Genomic DNA, 14,086 nt, shown 5'->3' with positions numbered 1-14,086 from the left:
AGGCGGCCGTTTCGTTTAACGCGAGTTAAGCTTCAGCGGCTAAACGCTTCTGCTTCGACCGTCGCGACATCATGTTCAAACCCTCGATCGTCGCCGAGAACGCCATGGCCGCATACACGTAGCCTTTCGGTACATGGGCGCCGAAGCCTTCGGCGATCAGCGTCATGCCGATCATGATCAGGAAGCCCAGCGCCAGCATCACCACCGTCGGGTTGTCGTTGATGAACTTGGCCAGAGGATCAGCCGCTAGCAACATCACCAGTACCGACACCACCACCGCGATGATCATGATTGGCAAATGCTCGGTCATGCCGACAGCGGTAATGATGCTGTCGATGGAGAACACCATGTCCAGCAGCAGGATCTGACCGATCGCAGCGGCAAAGCCCAATGTCACGGTCGAGGTGGCCGACGTCGGATCATCCGGCGCAGGATCCATGCTGTGATGGATCTCGGTGGTCGCCTTCCACAACAGGAACAGGCCGCCGGCAATCAGGATCATGTCCTTCCAGGAGAACGTCTGGCCCAAGATATCGATCACAGGTTCAGTCAACTGGACGATGAACGCGATGGTGCTCAACAGCGCCAGTCGCAGGATCAGCGCCATGCCGATACCAATGCGCCGCGCCTTCTGCCGGTGCTGCTCGGGCAGTTTATTGGTCAGGATAGAAATGAAGATCAGGTTATCGATGCCGAGCACGATTTCCATAACGATCAACGTAGCCAGGGCAACCCAGGCGGTGGGGCTTGCAGCAAGTTCTAAAAGGTATTCCATGGGTCAGTCCTGACTCTTTTAAGACGGTTTAGATTTCCTGGGACGTAGATTCGGTTTTGTCCGTTTCTTTGGCCGGTTGTTCTTTCTTGCTGATCAGTCCGCCAGTGGCATCACTGATAGCCTGCTCTGCGGCTTTATGTGTGTCGTCGATCGCTTGTTTGGCGGTTTCGGCAGCCTTGCCCATCAGTTGCTGAGCGCTTTTTTCAGCCTGGTCACAACCGGCCAATACCAGTAAAGACGTGATCAACAGTGCCGTGGTTTTAATCTTCATGATGCTTTCCTCGATAGAACAAACCGGGTCGAAACGATGGCCCGTTGATAGCGAGGCATTCTAGGGAGGCAAACACTTCAGGAAAATTCGTATTTTTAGCGGTTATACTTCGGTTTTAACGAATCCAGATTTGAAACATGCGTGGGCCGTAGGAGCTGACGAGTGAAACGAGGCTGCGATCTTTTGATGTTGCTTTTAAAGCGCAAGATCAAGAGATCTCAGCCTCGTTTCACTCGACAGCTCCTACAGATGATAGGAACAGGGGATTTCAACAACATGCTGAACTACCGACAGCTGCATTACTTCTGGGTGGTGGCCAAAACCGGCAGCATCGTGCGCGCCTGCGAGCAGTTGAACCTGACGCCGCAGACCATCAGCGGGCAGATTTCCCTGCTCGAACAAACCTATGGCATCGAGTTGTTTCGCCGGGTCGGCCGGCAGCTGGAACTCACCGAAGCCGGGCGTCAGACCCTGCCCTACGCCGAGCAAATGTTTCAGCTGGGCGGCGAACTGGAGCTGATGCTGCGAGCACAGCCCAACGAACAACAGATTCTGTTTCGGGTAGGTGTGGCCGATGTGGTGCCCAAATCCATCGTCTATCGCCTGATCGCGCCGACCATGGAATTGAGCGAGCCGCTGCGCATCACCTGTCGCGAAGACAAACTGGAACGCCTGCTCGCCGACCTGGCGATCCAGCGTCTCGACCTGGTGATCTCCGACAGCCCGATGCCCTCGCACCTGGACATCAAGGGCTACAGCCAGAAACTCGGAGAATGCGGGATCAGCTTCTTCGCCACTGCTGAACTGGCGGCGCAATACGGTCAGGATTTCCCCCGCAGCCTGCACGGCGCACCGCTGCTGATTCCAGGGCCGGAGACGGTGGTGCGCAGTCGTTTGCAGCGCTGGTTTGCCGAGCAGCAGATTCAGCCGCGCATCGTCGGCGAGTTCGACGACAGCGCCTTGATGCAGGCTTTCGGCCAATCCGGCAGCGGGATCTTCATCGGCCCGAGCGTGATTGCCGATGAGGTCATACGCCAATACGGCGTGGAATTGATTGGCCAGACCGACGCGGTGACCGAGTCGTTCTACGCCATTTCGGTGGAACGCAAGGTCAAGCACCCCGGCATTGTCGCCATTACCGAAGGTGCCCGACGCGAGCTGTTCACCGAGATGTGAGGCGTCAGGCGCAGACTTCGCGGGGCTTGAAGGTCATCAGCGCGATGGCCAAGAGGATCGAGGCGAGGATAAAAGCGGCCGCCGCGAAACCAAGACCTTGCAGACCTACACCGTCGATGACCCTACCGCCGATCATGGCGCCCAGGCCGATCCCGAGGTTAGCCCCGGCAATGTTCAGCGATGCCGCGAACGCCGGCGCTTCGGGTGCAGCCTTCATCAATCGCACATGGCTGACCAGGAACAGCGCCGCCTGAGTCACGCCCCAAATCCCCATCGCCGCTGCCAGACCCAGCGGCGAGTGAATGTTCGGCACCAACGCCACCAGGCCGGCGATCATGAACGAGCAGAACATCATCGAGGCGATCAACGGATGACGATCCACCGCGCGGCCGCCCAGTGAGTTACCGATCAAGCCGACCGCGCCGAAGCCCATCAGGCACCAGCCGACCACCGTGCCGTTGAAACCGGCCAAGCGCTCAAGAATGTCCGCCAGGTAGGTATAAGCGGTGAACATGCCGCTAAACACCAGGATCGACAGCAGCACATGGCCAACCATCAGCGGGCTGCGCAAAATTTTGAATTGCGAACTGAAGCTCACTTGATGCTGATGCAGATTGGTTTTCGGCAGGTAGATAAACAGCAGCAACGCCTTGGCAAACGCGATCACCGCCAGAATGCCGAAGGCACTGCGCCAACCGAACGCATCGGAGATCAGTGTGCCCACCGGAATGCCGAACACCGTGGCGCAAACAATGCCGAAACCAATCTTGGCGATGGCGCGGCCGGCGTAGTCCGAGCCGACAATGTCCACCGCGGTTTCACTGGCCAGCGCCCAGAACACTGGCAAGCCCAGCGCCGGAATCAACCGGGCAATGGCCATCACCCCGATGTTAGGCGCAAACGCCGCGAGGGTGTTGGCCAGGCCGAACATGATCAGCACCGAGATGAACAATTTGCGGCGCTCGAACCGGGCGAAATAGGCGGTCAGGAACGGCCCGAATGCGGCGACCGTGAAGGCGAACAAGGTCACCAGCAAACCCGCTTGCGGGATGGTGACTTCAAGGTCTCGAGCGATCGCCGGCAACAGGCCGACGATGATGAATTCCGTGGTCAGCACCGTGAAACCGGCGGCAGACAACAGAAGGATGGGCAACAGCATGCAGAACTCCAGAAAACGACGACACCAGCGATAGCCCGAAGGCCCACTGGCATGACTTGAAAATGAGGATGGCGAATATTAACAGAGTGTTTCCGATCAGGGTTGCACGAACCTGCCGATCTCGTTGACCCCGCGGGCGGCAGATCGTCACAGGTCTGAAGGATGAAGACCACGCTGTGATAAAGTCCGCGCCCTGCGATACGTACACCCTGTTCATCGGCCATTGATTGGCATTGATGTCGCGATACCCCGCACCTAAAAAATCAGAGATGCCGTTTTATGACCGCTCCATCCCCTTCTCTATGGTTACGCCTGAAACGCTTAAGCCTGGTCACACAAATCATCATCGGCCTCATCGCCGGGATTGCCCTGGCCCTGTTCGCGCCGGAGGTGGCGAAGTCCACAGCGTTTATCGGCAAAGTCTTCGTATCGGCGCTTAAAGCTGTCGCGCCGATTCTGGTGTTCGTGCTGGTCATGGCCTCGATTGCCAACCATAAGCACGGCCAGGAAACCCACATCCGGCCGATCCTGTTTCTGTATCTGCTGGGGACTTTCGCGGCGGCGGTGGTGGCCGTTGTCGCCAGTACGTTGTTCCCGTCGAGCCTGGTATTGGCGACTCACGACGTTGCGGTCACCGCACCGGGCGGTATCAGTGAAGTGCTGCAAAGTCTGCTATTGAGCGTGGTCGACAACCCGGTCAGCGCGCTGATGAATGCCAACTTCATCGGCATTCTGGCATGGGCGATCGGCATGGGCGTTGCCATTCGCCATGCCGGTGACACCACTCGCGAAGTACTCGGCGACTTGTCTAACGGCGTGACTCTGATCGTGCGATTAGTGATCCGTTTTGCGCCGCTGGGCATTTTCGGCCTGGTGGCTTCGACCCTCGCCACCTCCGGTTTCGGTGCCTTGATCGGCTACGTACATCTGCTGGCGGTGCTGCTGGGCTGCATGCTGTTCGTGGCGCTGGTGATGAACCCGGTCATCGTGTTCTGGAAGCTGCGTCGCAACCCGTATCCACTGGTGATCACGTGCTTGCGCGAAAGCGGCATCACCGCATTTTTCACCCGCAGCTCGGCGGCGAACATTCCGGTCAACCTGGAATTGAGCAAGCGCCTGGGCCTGCACGAAGACACCTACTCGGTTTCGATTCCGCTCGGCGCAACCATCAACATGGCGGGCGCGGCGATCACCATTACCGTGCTGACCCTGGCCGCCGTGCATACGCTGGGCATCGCCGTGGACATTCCGACCGCCATCCTGCTGAGCGTCGTCGCGGCGATCTGTGCCTGTGGCGCTTCGGGCGTGGCGGGCGGCTCGTTGCTGTTGATTCCACTGGCGTGCAGCCTGTTTGGCATCCCCAGTGAAATCGCCATGCAGGTGGTGGCGGTTGGTTTCATTATTGGCGTGTTGCAGGACTCGGCGGAAACCGCGCTGAACTCCTCCACTGACGTACTGTTTACGGCCGCCGCTTGCCTGGGTGAAGACGAGAAAGCCCAGCGATTGGCTTAACAAAGATCAAAAGATCGCAGCCTCGTTTCACTCGACAGCTCCTACATTGAGATGCGTACAGCCTGTAGGAGCTGTCGAGTGAAACGAGGCTGCGATCTTTTGATTCACCAAAAAAAAGCCCGCCAAGGCGAGAACCTTGGCGGGCTTTTGTGTATCCGGGAGGTTTAGAACGCGCCCATGTAATCGCGCTTGCCCACTTCCACACCGTTGTGACGCAGCAGTGCGTAGGTGGTGGTGACGTGGAAGAAGAATTGCGGCAGGCCGTAGCTCAGCAGGTAAGCCTGGCCGGTGAAGCGCTTCTCTTTCGGCGTGCCCTGACGGGTGATGATTTCGACGCCTTCCTTGCCGTCGATCTGTTCCGGTTTGATCTCGCCGATGAAGGCCAGCACCTTGGTGATCAGCGCTTGCAGCTCGGCGAAGGTGGTTTCGGTGTCGTCGTATTTCGGCAGTTCAACTTCGGCCAGACGCGCGGAAACGCCCTTGGCGAAATCAACGGCGATCTGCACCTGACGGATCAGCGGGAACATATCCGGGTACAGACGGGCTTGCAGGAAAGCATTTGGGTCGATGTTCTTGGCGGTGGCCTGGGCTTCGGCCTTGTTCAAAACATCGCTCAGGGCGTTGAGCATTTGTTTGAAAACCGGGACGGAAGCGGCGTACAGAGAAATAGTCATGGCAGTCTCGTGTTGTGACAGGAGGGAAACGTGGGGCGATTATAGCCATGCGCGGTCCCAGGTGAAGCGATAGATATTGGCTGGCTGTCCGGGATGACAACGGCCGTTATCGGCATCGGCACCGACGATCGACCACTGCGCGCGCGAAGTTTCCCCCAGTTCACGGGCGGCCTGCGGATTGAAACACCGGCTCAGCAGTTCATCCGGCACCAAGGCGTACGCCTGACGATGTTCACGCAGCCATTGAGCGGCCTGCTCGACCGTGGAGCCGATCATCCCGAAATGCACAATCGGCTGTCGAGCGAACAACCAGTGACCCTCACGCCAGTTGACCAGCACCAGGTCTGCGCCCTGGGTCATCGCCGCTGCTTGCGCCATCAGCGCCTCGTGGGGATTGGGTCCGTCCTTGACCGGATCGACGAAACCGCGAGCGAACCACAGCGTGAACCACGTGACGGCCAACACCTGGAATACCCGCCGACCGCGCGGGCGCTTGCCGAACCAACGCTTGAGCAGCCACGGAATCAGCGGCGCCGCAACCAGCACCAGCCCCGGCAACGCCGGATAGATGTACAACTTGCGTTTGCCACTGCTCAGGCAGAAGAACAGTACGACCAGTACGACCCACCCCAGCAGCACCAGCACTCGACCGTCGCGCTTGCGCAGCTGCCTGCGCCAGGCGGGCACGAGCCACGGCAAGGCCAGCACCATCGGCATCCAGTATTGCGGGATGACGCTGACGAAGAAGTACCAGAACGGTTCTCGGTGATCCCACGCGGCGGCATAGCGCCCCGCTGTCTGGCGCAGAAGAATTTCCCGTGCGTAGGCGATTTCGTCAGCGGCGCCATTGAATGCGATGGACACCGCCAAGGGCAGCAGCCAGATCGCGACCGCGCCAAGCACCACCAAAAAACCCAGGCACCACTTGCGCGCCTCACCCGGCATGGCCACCACCCCAGGCCAGCCTTTGCGCACCGCGTAGGCATAAGGAATCAGCATCAATGCCGGGACGAAGCCGACCCCTTTGGTGATCACGCCAATGCCCATGGCCGCGCAACCCGCGTAAAACCAACGCCAGGCGGGCCCGAGCAGCAGGTGACGAGCCAGGCCGTACAGGCCCAGAGAGGTGAACAGAATCAGAAAACTGTCGATCTGACCGGTCCGCAGAATGCTGTACGTCTGATACGTGGCCAGGTACAACAGCGCTGCTGTTCGTCCGGCCTGCTGATTCCACAACCGGCGACCCAGGTCATAGAGCATGGCCGTGACCGAGGTGGCAGACAAAAGCCCCGGTATATAAAGGGCAATGGCTGGCATTCCGGTGATCCAGGTGAAAAACGCCACCGTCCACATGAAAATCGGTGGTTTATCGCCGTAGATCTCGGCAGCTCGGTGCGGAATCAGCCAAGAACCGTTATGTAGCATCTCCAGCGCAACGCCGAGGAATCGCTCCTCGTCGACATTCTGCGGCTGACGCAGCCCGAACCCGGCACCGACCAATAAAAGAGCAAGCAACATCAGCCCCAGGCATTCGACGCTGGGTGACAGGGTTCGGCGCACGGTTCAGTCCTTCAAGGTTTTGCTGCGGGCAATCAATTGCAGATTGCGCAAGTAGACGATGGAGCCGAACGCCTGACCGGCGATGAAAACCGGGTCCTGTCGGTATATGGCGTAAGCGAACAGCAGCGCGCTGCCGACAATGCTCAGGTACCAGAAACTCACCGGAATCACGCTGCGCTTCTTGTACTCGCTGTACAGCCACTGCAGGACAAAGCGACCGGTGAAGGCGATCTGGCCACTGAAACCGACCACCAGCCACAGGGTTTCGCGGGACAGGTTCATCCTTCGATCTCCTGCGCATGGGCATGCAGACGCGTGCGCCTGATCAGCCACCAGACGCCGATCAGATCGAGAATGCCCACCAGGGCGCGGTCGAGGTTTCCGTATTTGGATACCCCGGCCGTGCGGGGTCGATGGTTGACCGGATGGGTGATCATGCGGCCGTTATGACGCTGGATCAGCGCAGGAATGAACCGGTGCATGTGGTCGAAGTACGGCAAGCGCAGAAACGCCGCCCGCTGTATCAGTTTCAGCCCGCAGCCGGTGTCCGGTGTTGCGTCCTTGAGCATCCGGCTGCGCAGCCCGTTGGCAAACCGCGAGGCCCAACGCTTGCTCGCGGTATCGCGACGGTTGACCCGGTGCCCGGCCACCAACTGAAGGTCGGCGCGACCCTGCTCACTGCGCACTAATGCCAGCATGCCGGGGATATCCGCCGGGTCGTTCTGACCGTCGCCATCGAGCGTGGCCAGCCATTGGCCTCGGGCGGCGAGCGCCGCATGGTAGAGCGAAGTGCTCTGCCCCAGCGAACGTTCATGGCGCAGGATGCGTAATGTGTTCAGGCCGCTGTGCCTGGTCTGCCGCAGTTCCTGCAAGGAGGCGTCAGTACTGCCATCGTCGACGACGATGATTTCATACGCCTCCTCGGCCAGTGCGATACGGATTTCTTCGAGCAGCGATTTGAGATTACTCGCCTCGTTCTTTGCCGGAATCAGGACGGATACAAATATGTCTTGGCTCATAGAGGCCCCTATTACCCTGGATTTTTATGATCAAGGGCCAACGTTTCATCTCTGATAAAAGTGGCGGTACCACTTCACAAATTCCGCGACGCCGGCCTCAACCGTCACTTGTGGACGGAAATCGACCCACTGCGCCAATGCCGACACATCCGCCCAGGTCTTGACCACATCGCCAGCCTGCAGCGGCAGGAAGTTGCGCCGGGCTTCCCTATCCAATGCCGACTCCAGACACTCGACGAAATCCAGCAGCGCCACCGGCGTGCCGCGCCCGATGTTGAAGATCCGGTTGGCGCCATCGCCAGGTCCGTCCGATAACGGCGGTCTTGGGCGCAGGCGCGCAATGCTTTCGACGATGTCGTCGATGTAAGTGAAGTCGCGCGACATCTGGCCTTGGTTGTAGAGGTCAATCGGCCTGCCGTTGAGGATCGCTTCGGTAAATTTGAACAGCGCCATGTCGGGGCGCCCCCAAGGTCCGTAAACGGTAAAAAAACGCAGGCCGCTGGCCTTCAGTCCATACAGATGGCAATAGCTGTGGGCCATCAGCTCGTTGGCACGCTTACTGGCGGCATACAACGAAATCGGATGATCGACGGCGTCTTCGACGCTGAACGGCATTTTGCTGTTGGTGCCGTATACAGAGCTGCTCGATGCATAAATCAGATGCTCGGGGCGATGGTGCCGGCAGGCTTCCAGCACATTCAGAAAACCCGTCAGGTTCGATTGCGCATACACGTCCGGGTTGTCCAGCGAGTAGCGAACGCCGGCCTGGGCAGCCAGATGGATAACCTCTGTGAAGCCGTGATCCTTGAACAATGCCATCAAGGCCGGTTTGTCGACGATATCCAGTGCCTGGAAATGAAAGCCCGGCAAGGGCTTCAGCTCTTTGAGCCGTGCGTGTTTGAGTTCCACGCTGTAGTAGTCGTTGAGATTATCGATGCCGACCACCTCAAGACCTTCCTGACACAAGCGCTTGACCGTGTGATACCCGATGAAACCGGCGGCGCCGGTGACCAGTACGGTCATAGCGGGCGCGCGCCGATCAGCGCATTATTGCGGGTCGATACCCACGTCAATTTCATGCCTTGCTCCACTGCACAATTAATAAGGCCGGTGACGTCGTCGATAGGAATTTTCGCCGTACCCGTGATGAGCCGCAGTCCTCTGCAGCCATGCATACGGTGCACGTCTGATTGTTAAGATGGCGTAACAGATTGATTTAGGTTTTGTGACCATTGCCAAGGCACGGCGACGAATTCAGTTGCCATTGGCACACGTCAATCTAAAGTGCATGCCAGCAGGAGAAAATCATGAACCCGGGAAGGAATGCAGAATCATGAGCACCGAGCAAGAAACGACCTCCGACGAGCCGCGACTCAACAGCACGGAAATCCGCATTCTGGGTTCGTTGATCGAAAAACAGGCCACCAGCCCGGAAACCTATCCGCTGACCCTCAATGCGCTGGTGATTGCCTGCAACCAGAAAACCAGCCGCGAGCCGGTGATGAACCTGACCCAGGGTCAGGTCGGCCAAAGCCTGCGCGCCCTCGAAGGACGCGGCTTTACCAAACTGGTGATGGGCAGTCGTGCGGATCGCTGGGAACACAAAGTCGACAAGGCGCTGGAACTGGTGCCGGCTCAAGTCATTCTTGCGGGGCTGCTGTTTCTGCGCGGTCCGCAAACGGTCAATGAACTGCTGACCCGCAGTGGCCGCATGCATGACTTCGAAGATGCCGAACAGGTCGTGCATCAACTGGAGCGCTTGATTGCTCGAGGTCTGGCGTTGTTGATCCCGCGCCAGGCCGGTCAGCGTGAAGACCGCTACATGCACGCCTTGGGCGACCCGGCGGACATCGAAGTAATCCTGGCGGCACGGCAGAACCCGACCGAGCGTGGCGCGGGTGGCGGCGTATCGGTTGAGCGGATCGAAGAGCTTGAGGCGCGAATTGCGGCGCTGGAAGAGCGTCTGGCCCGCCTCGAATAAACTAACAACAAAGATCGAATGTGGGAGCGGGCTTGCTCGCGAAGGGGCCATAACATTCACCATCTTGGGTGACTGTCATACCGCTTTCGTCGGAACGCCGCCCGGAGCAAGCCCGCTCCCACACTAGGTTCGCGGTGCTTCTACTCGCCGTCCCAATAATCCACGCCGTCCGCCGGCCTGGCGACGGCGACGAAGCCCGAGGCATTGCCCTCGGCGTCGACCTTGAAGTCGTCCATCACCGCGTACTTGCCGGAATCCGGGTACTCGCAAATCTCGGGTGATTGTTGGGTGCTGACCGCCAGATAGCGCAGCTCACCGCTGCTGGTGTTGATGATCTGATGCGCGGTTTCAGGGCCGCCCGGCGGGCAGGCAATGACATCACCGGCGCGAACGGGAAAGCGCTCGGCGCCCAAGCGAATCTCCCCTTCCCCGGCCACGATGTAAAACATCTCCTCGTTGACCCGATGACTGTGAAACGGGCTGCCACGCATCCCCGGTTCCAGCGCGTACAGGCGATAACCCAGCTTCTGCGCGCCAAGTTGCTGGCCGATGCGCGCCTGCCGTTGCTGATAGCGGTCGGCGGTGTCTCCCGTCGGGGCAAACGCTTCGGGCAGCGGCTCAAGTTCGGCCTGATCCAGATTAAGAATGGCAGGATGCATGAGTCACCTCAGTCACGGTTTCGCTTGCTGGGCAGCAGGATAGCCAAGGCCACTGCGGGCAAATTCCACGGCTTTGTGAAACTGCTCATCGGTCGGCCGCACGCCGGTGTACAGCACGAACTGCTCCAGCGCCTGGATCGCGATCACTTCCAGCCCGGTGATCACTCGCTTGCCTTCAGCACGAGCGCGCACAATCAACGGTGTTTCCGAGGGGACTGCCACGACATCGAAGACAGTCTCGGCAGCAGCGATGGTTTCAACATCGAACGCCAGCTGATCGGCCTCGGGGCCCGACATGCCAATCGGTGTGACGTTGATCAGCATCTGTGGCCGCTCCGAGCCCAGCTCGGCTTGCCATCGATAGCCCAGCGATTCGGCCAACGCCCGTCCGGAACGCTCGTTACGGGCAACGATCAGACCATTTTTGTAGCCACCATCGCGCAAGGCACTGGCCACCGCCTTGGCCATGCCGCCACTGCCGCGCAGGGCAAAGGTCAATTCCTTCGGCACCTGGTGGGTGTCTAGCAACTGGGCGATAGCGATGTAATCGGTGTTGTAAGCCTTGAGGTGGCCGTTAGTGTTAACGATGGTGTTGATTGATTGAATGGCCGCAGCGGAGGGGTCCAGTTCATCGACCAGGGCAATGCAGGCCTCCTTGAACGGCATCGACACGCCGCAACCACGAATCCCCAAGGCGCGAATGCCAACAACAGCGCCTGGCAGATCCTGACTGCTGAAGGCCTTGTAGTAAAAATTCAGGTCCAGTTGCTCATACAGATGATTGTGAAACCTCAGGCCAAAATTCCCGGGGCGTGCGGAAAGCGACATGCACAGCTGGGTGTCTCTGTCGGGGTTCATCTGCATGAAAAATCTCCTTGAATAGCACTTTCAGATGGACGGGATTAGCCAATCCATCGGGTCTGATCGATCATAACGGTGTGTCTGCACGCGGCCTCACTAAACCGTAAAGAAGCGAGTACAGACCTTACACAAAATTTACCCAACGGCTGTGCTGATTTTGAAAAAAACGCTGTCTTAGAAGTATCCCCGCGACAATCCTTGGGTCTATTGCAGACTCAAGCGCCGGGGCGAAGAACCGAGGAACTATCATGATCCGTAAAATCCCCACAGTAGCCTTGCTGATCGGTGCTCTGGCTATCGCAGGGCAGGCAGAGGCTGGCGGCGGTCACGGCGGTCACGGTTGGGAAGGGCCGGCGGTATTTGGCGCGATCGTTGGCACGGCCATCGTCGGTTCGGCCATCATCAACAGCAACCGGCCGGTCTATGTACAGCAACCGGTTTACGCTCAGCCACAACCGGTTTACTACGGCCCGCCACCGGTTTATTACCAGCCGGCACCGGTCTACGTGCAGCAACCGGTCTATTACGGCCCGCCGCCGGTTTACTACGGTCCGCCCCGTGGTTACTACGGTCCACCGCGCGGTTACTACGGCCCTCCCCACGGTTATGGCCGCTGGTAACGGAATCATCAGGCCCCGTCTCAACAGCGGGGCCTTTTTTGTGACCGTCCGTCGGCAGAGGTCTGGATAAATCTCGCCAAGGTCGCTGTCGGGACAGTCTTTGCGGTTCAAGTTGGCAAGATTGACTCGCCACCCTTCCCCCGCTTTGGGGAAAACGGTCATATTTATGTCATGTCAGGTCCGCAATCTTGGATCTGTCCGTTAACAACAGGTTGATAAAAACAAGGACGACCTCATGCCCACGCAAAACCCGCACCGCATTGTCGGCTTGTGCACTTCCAGCAAGGTGTACAACGCACTGACCGAACTCAAGCACCTGGAAGGCCATCGCAGCGCCAAGTTTCTTTCGCTGCTGGCAGAAAACCTGGTGCGAAAAGGCCTGCTCAACGAGCAGGAAGTGGTTCATATGCTGGATCTGGTGGTCGACTGAAGCGAAGCCTCATTGGCATCAATGACGACTATCGAAAGCGTTGATTGTCCGTTCAGGCGTCCGGTCCGTAAGGTAGCTCCATAGATTGATGGAGGTACTTATGTCCCAGGTTCAAATCATGTCCGTTATCGGCAGCGCCGTTCCCGCACCGCTCAGAGAGCTAGGATTGCTCGCCTGTTGGTACTTGGTGCAAGACGGCGAACCGATCAGCGGTCCGCTCACTTCGCTGCCGGCCGCCCAGGCACTGTCGCAACGCATCGGCCAAGGCCAGCTCAGCGCTTAAGGCAGCTGCACCCGCGGCTTGGTTTCGATGAAGCTGGCCCAGCTCGACATGAACAGCGCGGCGATCAGCGGCCCGATCACAAAGCCATTGAGGCCGAAGATCGCCAGACCGCCCAGTGTCGAGATCAGGATCAGATAGTCCGGCATCTTGGTATCCTTGCCCACCAGGATCGGCCGCAGCACGTTATCCACCAGGCCGATCACAAAGATCCCGAACAGCCCCAGCACCACGCCTTGCCAGATCGCCCCGGTGAACAGGAAAAACGCCGCCACCGGCGCCCAGACGATCCCCGCCCCCACCGCTGGCAACAGCGACAGAAACGCCATCAGCACCGCCCAGAGCAACGAGCTCGGAATATCCAGAAACCAGAAAATCAAACCGCCCAATGCACCCTGCGTGATCGCCACCAGCAGGTTGCCCTTCACTGTCGCCCGTACCACACGATTGAACTTGAGTTGCAAACGACGTTTCTGGTGTTCCTGCAGCGGCACCGCGGCGCGAACTTTACGTGCCAGTTCGGCGCCGTCCCGCAGAAAGAAGAACAGCAGGTAGAGCATGATGAAAAAGCTCACCAATAAATCGAAAGTGCCCTGACCGACACTGAAAACCTGCGTGGCGATAAACTCATTGCCTGTCACCGCACTCTTGATGATTTTCTCCCGCAGCCCGTCCAGCTCGCCAACCCCGGCCCGATCGAGCAAGTGCTGGAAGTACGGCGGCAGGCTGTGTTTGAAATGCGTCACATACCCGGCAATGTCCAATTCACCGCTTTCAATGCTCTTGTACAGCGCGGCCCCTTCCTGGACCAGCAAGATACTGAGGACGATCACCGGCAGAATCGCGATCACCAGGCAGATACTCAGGGTGAGCAGCGACGTCACGTTGCGCTCCCAGCCGAATCTGAGTTGCAGTCGTCGCTGCAGCGGCGCGAAGAGGATGCTGAGGATTACCGCCCAGAACACCGCGCCGTAAAACGGCAGCAAAATCCAGATGAACGCGGTGGTGACCAGCCCCAGCAAGATCACCAGTGATTTGTTTTGTACTGTCTCTTCGTTCATGTCCGATCCATGTCAGTCCGCAAGGACACAATGTCGCGTCCTGATGCT

General features: G+C 58.8%; 17 protein-coding genes. 6 read left to right on the top strand and 11 right to left on the bottom strand.

Going from position 1 to position 14,086, the window contains the following annotated elements:
- Window positions 1–25: 25 nt before the first annotated feature.
- Window positions 26–775 carry a TerC family protein gene (locus tag ACA059_RS09425; RefSeq protein ID WP_282480869.1) on the bottom strand — a complete coding sequence of 250 codons (750 nt, stop codon included), beginning with the start codon at window positions 773–775 and terminating at the stop codon, window positions 26–28.
- Window positions 776–803: 28 nt separating this feature from the next.
- Window positions 804–1,046, bottom strand: a complete 243-nt coding sequence (locus ACA059_RS09420; RefSeq protein WP_497633556.1) for a hypothetical protein — start codon at window positions 1,044–1,046, stop codon at window positions 804–806.
- A gap of 276 nt (window positions 1,047–1,322) precedes the next feature.
- Between ACA059_RS09420 and nhaR the strand changes: the two genes are divergently transcribed.
- Window positions 1,323–2,222 carry a transcriptional activator NhaR gene (nhaR, locus tag ACA059_RS09415; RefSeq protein WP_008148408.1) on the top strand — a complete coding sequence of 300 codons (900 nt, stop codon included), beginning with the start codon at window positions 1,323–1,325 and terminating at the stop codon, window positions 2,220–2,222.
- 4 nt (window positions 2,223–2,226) lie between these two features.
- Here nhaR and ACA059_RS09410 read toward each other — a convergent pair whose 3' ends face one another.
- Complete coding sequence (locus tag ACA059_RS09410) at window positions 2,227–3,381, bottom strand: MFS transporter (RefSeq protein ID WP_497633555.1); 1,155 nt, start codon at window positions 3,379–3,381, stop codon at window positions 2,227–2,229.
- A gap of 279 nt (window positions 3,382–3,660) precedes the next feature.
- On the opposite strand from ACA059_RS09410, the gene sstT reads away from it, so the two are divergent.
- Window positions 3,661–4,893, top strand: a complete 1,233-nt coding sequence (sstT, locus tag ACA059_RS09405; RefSeq protein WP_497633553.1) for a serine/threonine transporter SstT — start codon at window positions 3,661–3,663, stop codon at window positions 4,891–4,893.
- Window positions 4,894–5,057: 164 nt separating this feature from the next.
- Here the strand turns inward: sstT and ACA059_RS09400 are convergent, their stop codons facing one another.
- The 5 genes from ACA059_RS09400 to ACA059_RS09380 are packed head-to-tail and all read right to left on the bottom strand — an operon-like array spanning window position 5,058 to window position 9,169.
- Window positions 5,058–5,567 carry a DUF1993 domain-containing protein gene (locus ACA059_RS09400; protein WP_497633552.1) on the bottom strand — a complete coding sequence of 170 codons (510 nt, stop codon included), beginning with the start codon at window positions 5,565–5,567 and terminating at the stop codon, window positions 5,058–5,060.
- A 39-nt stretch (window positions 5,568–5,606) separates the two neighbouring features.
- Window positions 5,607–7,127 carry an ArnT family glycosyltransferase gene (locus ACA059_RS09395; protein WP_497633550.1) on the bottom strand — a complete coding sequence of 507 codons (1,521 nt, stop codon included), beginning with the start codon at window positions 7,125–7,127 and terminating at the stop codon, window positions 5,607–5,609.
- Window positions 7,128–7,130: 3 nt separating this feature from the next.
- Window positions 7,131–7,409 (bottom strand): lipid-A-disaccharide synthase N-terminal domain-containing protein, encoded by a 279-nt coding sequence (locus ACA059_RS09390; RefSeq protein WP_076028031.1) that lies wholly within the window; start codon window positions 7,407–7,409, stop codon window positions 7,131–7,133.
- Window positions 7,406–8,146, bottom strand: coding sequence for a glycosyltransferase family 2 protein (locus ACA059_RS09385; RefSeq protein WP_497633549.1), 741 nt, complete (start codon window positions 8,144–8,146; stop codon window positions 7,406–7,408). Before ACA059_RS09385 ends, ACA059_RS09390 begins: the two co-directional genes overlap by 4 nt.
- 45 nt (window positions 8,147–8,191) lie before the next feature.
- Window positions 8,192–9,169, bottom strand: coding sequence for an NAD-dependent epimerase (locus ACA059_RS09380; RefSeq protein WP_497633548.1), 978 nt, complete (start codon window positions 9,167–9,169; stop codon window positions 8,192–8,194).
- 310 nt (window positions 9,170–9,479) lie between these two features.
- On the opposite strand from ACA059_RS09380, the gene ACA059_RS09375 reads away from it, so the two are divergent.
- Window positions 9,480–10,127 (top strand): YceH family protein, encoded by a 648-nt coding sequence (locus ACA059_RS09375; protein ID WP_497633547.1) that lies wholly within the window; start codon window positions 9,480–9,482, stop codon window positions 10,125–10,127.
- A gap of 140 nt (window positions 10,128–10,267) precedes the next feature.
- On the opposite strand, the gene ACA059_RS09370 is transcribed toward ACA059_RS09375, so the two are convergent.
- Together ACA059_RS09370 and ACA059_RS09365 are read right to left on the bottom strand one after the other, a co-directional pair.
- Window positions 10,268–10,786, bottom strand: coding sequence for a cupin domain-containing protein (locus ACA059_RS09370; RefSeq protein WP_497633546.1), 519 nt, complete (start codon window positions 10,784–10,786; stop codon window positions 10,268–10,270).
- 12 nt (window positions 10,787–10,798) lie between these two features.
- Window positions 10,799–11,650: a shikimate 5-dehydrogenase gene (locus ACA059_RS09365; protein WP_497633545.1), complete on the bottom strand. Its 852-nt coding sequence runs from the start codon at window positions 11,648–11,650 to the stop codon at window positions 10,799–10,801.
- Between the two features lie 245 nt (window positions 11,651–11,895).
- On the opposite strand from ACA059_RS09365, the gene ACA059_RS09360 reads away from it, so the two are divergent.
- The 3 genes from ACA059_RS09360 to ACA059_RS09350 all read left to right on the top strand — a co-directional run bounded on the left by ACA059_RS09360 (window position 11,896) and on the right by ACA059_RS09350 (window position 12,980).
- Window positions 11,896–12,267 carry a hypothetical protein gene (locus ACA059_RS09360; RefSeq protein WP_046054168.1) on the top strand — a complete coding sequence of 124 codons (372 nt, stop codon included), beginning with the start codon at window positions 11,896–11,898 and terminating at the stop codon, window positions 12,265–12,267.
- Between the two features lie 235 nt (window positions 12,268–12,502).
- Complete coding sequence (locus ACA059_RS09355) at window positions 12,503–12,697, top strand: hypothetical protein (RefSeq protein WP_003179723.1); 195 nt, start codon at window positions 12,503–12,505, stop codon at window positions 12,695–12,697.
- Between the two features lie 100 nt (window positions 12,698–12,797).
- Entirely contained in the window at window positions 12,798–12,980 is a 183-nt protein-coding gene (locus ACA059_RS09350; RefSeq protein WP_095128871.1) for a hypothetical protein, read from the top strand.
- Here ACA059_RS09350 and ACA059_RS09345 read toward each other — a convergent pair.
- Window positions 12,977–14,038, bottom strand: coding sequence for an AI-2E family transporter (locus ACA059_RS09345; RefSeq protein WP_497633543.1), 1,062 nt, complete (start codon window positions 14,036–14,038; stop codon window positions 12,977–12,979). The genes ACA059_RS09350 and ACA059_RS09345 overlap by 4 nt on opposite strands.
- Window positions 14,039–14,086: the final 48 nt, after the last annotated feature.

This window comes from Pseudomonas sp. LBUM1647 (assembly GCF_059716175.1).
Note: the sequence above shows the minus strand (reverse complement) of the source record. Positions and strands in the feature narration are given on the sequence as shown.

Coding starts and splice junctions, on each gene's coding strand:
- ACA059_RS09370 (WP_497633546.1), bottom strand. CDS start 10,786: ATGCATCCTGCCATTCTTAATCTGGATCAGGCCGAACTTGAGCCGCTG.
- ACA059_RS09425 (WP_282480869.1), bottom strand. CDS start 775: ATGGAATACCTTTTAGAACTTGCTGCAAGCCCCACCGCCTGGGTTGCC.
- sstT (WP_497633553.1), top strand. CDS start 3,661: ATGACCGCTCCATCCCCTTCTCTATGGTTACGCCTGAAACGCTTAAGC.
- ACA059_RS09375 (WP_497633547.1), top strand. CDS start 9,480: ATGAGCACCGAGCAAGAAACGACCTCCGACGAGCCGCGACTCAACAGC.
- ACA059_RS09350 (WP_095128871.1), top strand. CDS start 12,798: ATGTCCCAGGTTCAAATCATGTCCGTTATCGGCAGCGCCGTTCCCGCA.
- ACA059_RS09355 (WP_003179723.1), top strand. CDS start 12,503: ATGCCCACGCAAAACCCGCACCGCATTGTCGGCTTGTGCACTTCCAGC.
- ACA059_RS09420 (WP_497633556.1), bottom strand. CDS start 1,046: ATGAAGATTAAAACCACGGCACTGTTGATCACGTCTTTACTGGTATTG.
- nhaR (WP_008148408.1), top strand. CDS start 1,323: ATGCTGAACTACCGACAGCTGCATTACTTCTGGGTGGTGGCCAAAACC.
- ACA059_RS09345 (WP_497633543.1), bottom strand. CDS start 14,038: ATGAACGAAGAGACAGTACAAAACAAATCACTGGTGATCTTGCTGGGG.
- ACA059_RS09390 (WP_076028031.1), bottom strand. CDS start 7,409: ATGAACCTGTCCCGCGAAACCCTGTGGCTGGTGGTCGGTTTCAGTGGC.
- ACA059_RS09360 (WP_046054168.1), top strand. CDS start 11,896: ATGATCCGTAAAATCCCCACAGTAGCCTTGCTGATCGGTGCTCTGGCT.
- ACA059_RS09365 (WP_497633545.1), bottom strand. CDS start 11,650: ATGCAGATGAACCCCGACAGAGACACCCAGCTGTGCATGTCGCTTTCC.
- ACA059_RS09385 (WP_497633549.1), bottom strand. CDS start 8,146: ATGAGCCAAGACATATTTGTATCCGTCCTGATTCCGGCAAAGAACGAG.
- ACA059_RS09380 (WP_497633548.1), bottom strand. CDS start 9,169: ATGACCGTACTGGTCACCGGCGCCGCCGGTTTCATCGGGTATCACACG.
- ACA059_RS09400 (WP_497633552.1), bottom strand. CDS start 5,567: ATGACTATTTCTCTGTACGCCGCTTCCGTCCCGGTTTTCAAACAAATG.
- ACA059_RS09410 (WP_497633555.1), bottom strand. CDS start 3,381: ATGCTGTTGCCCATCCTTCTGTTGTCTGCCGCCGGTTTCACGGTGCTG.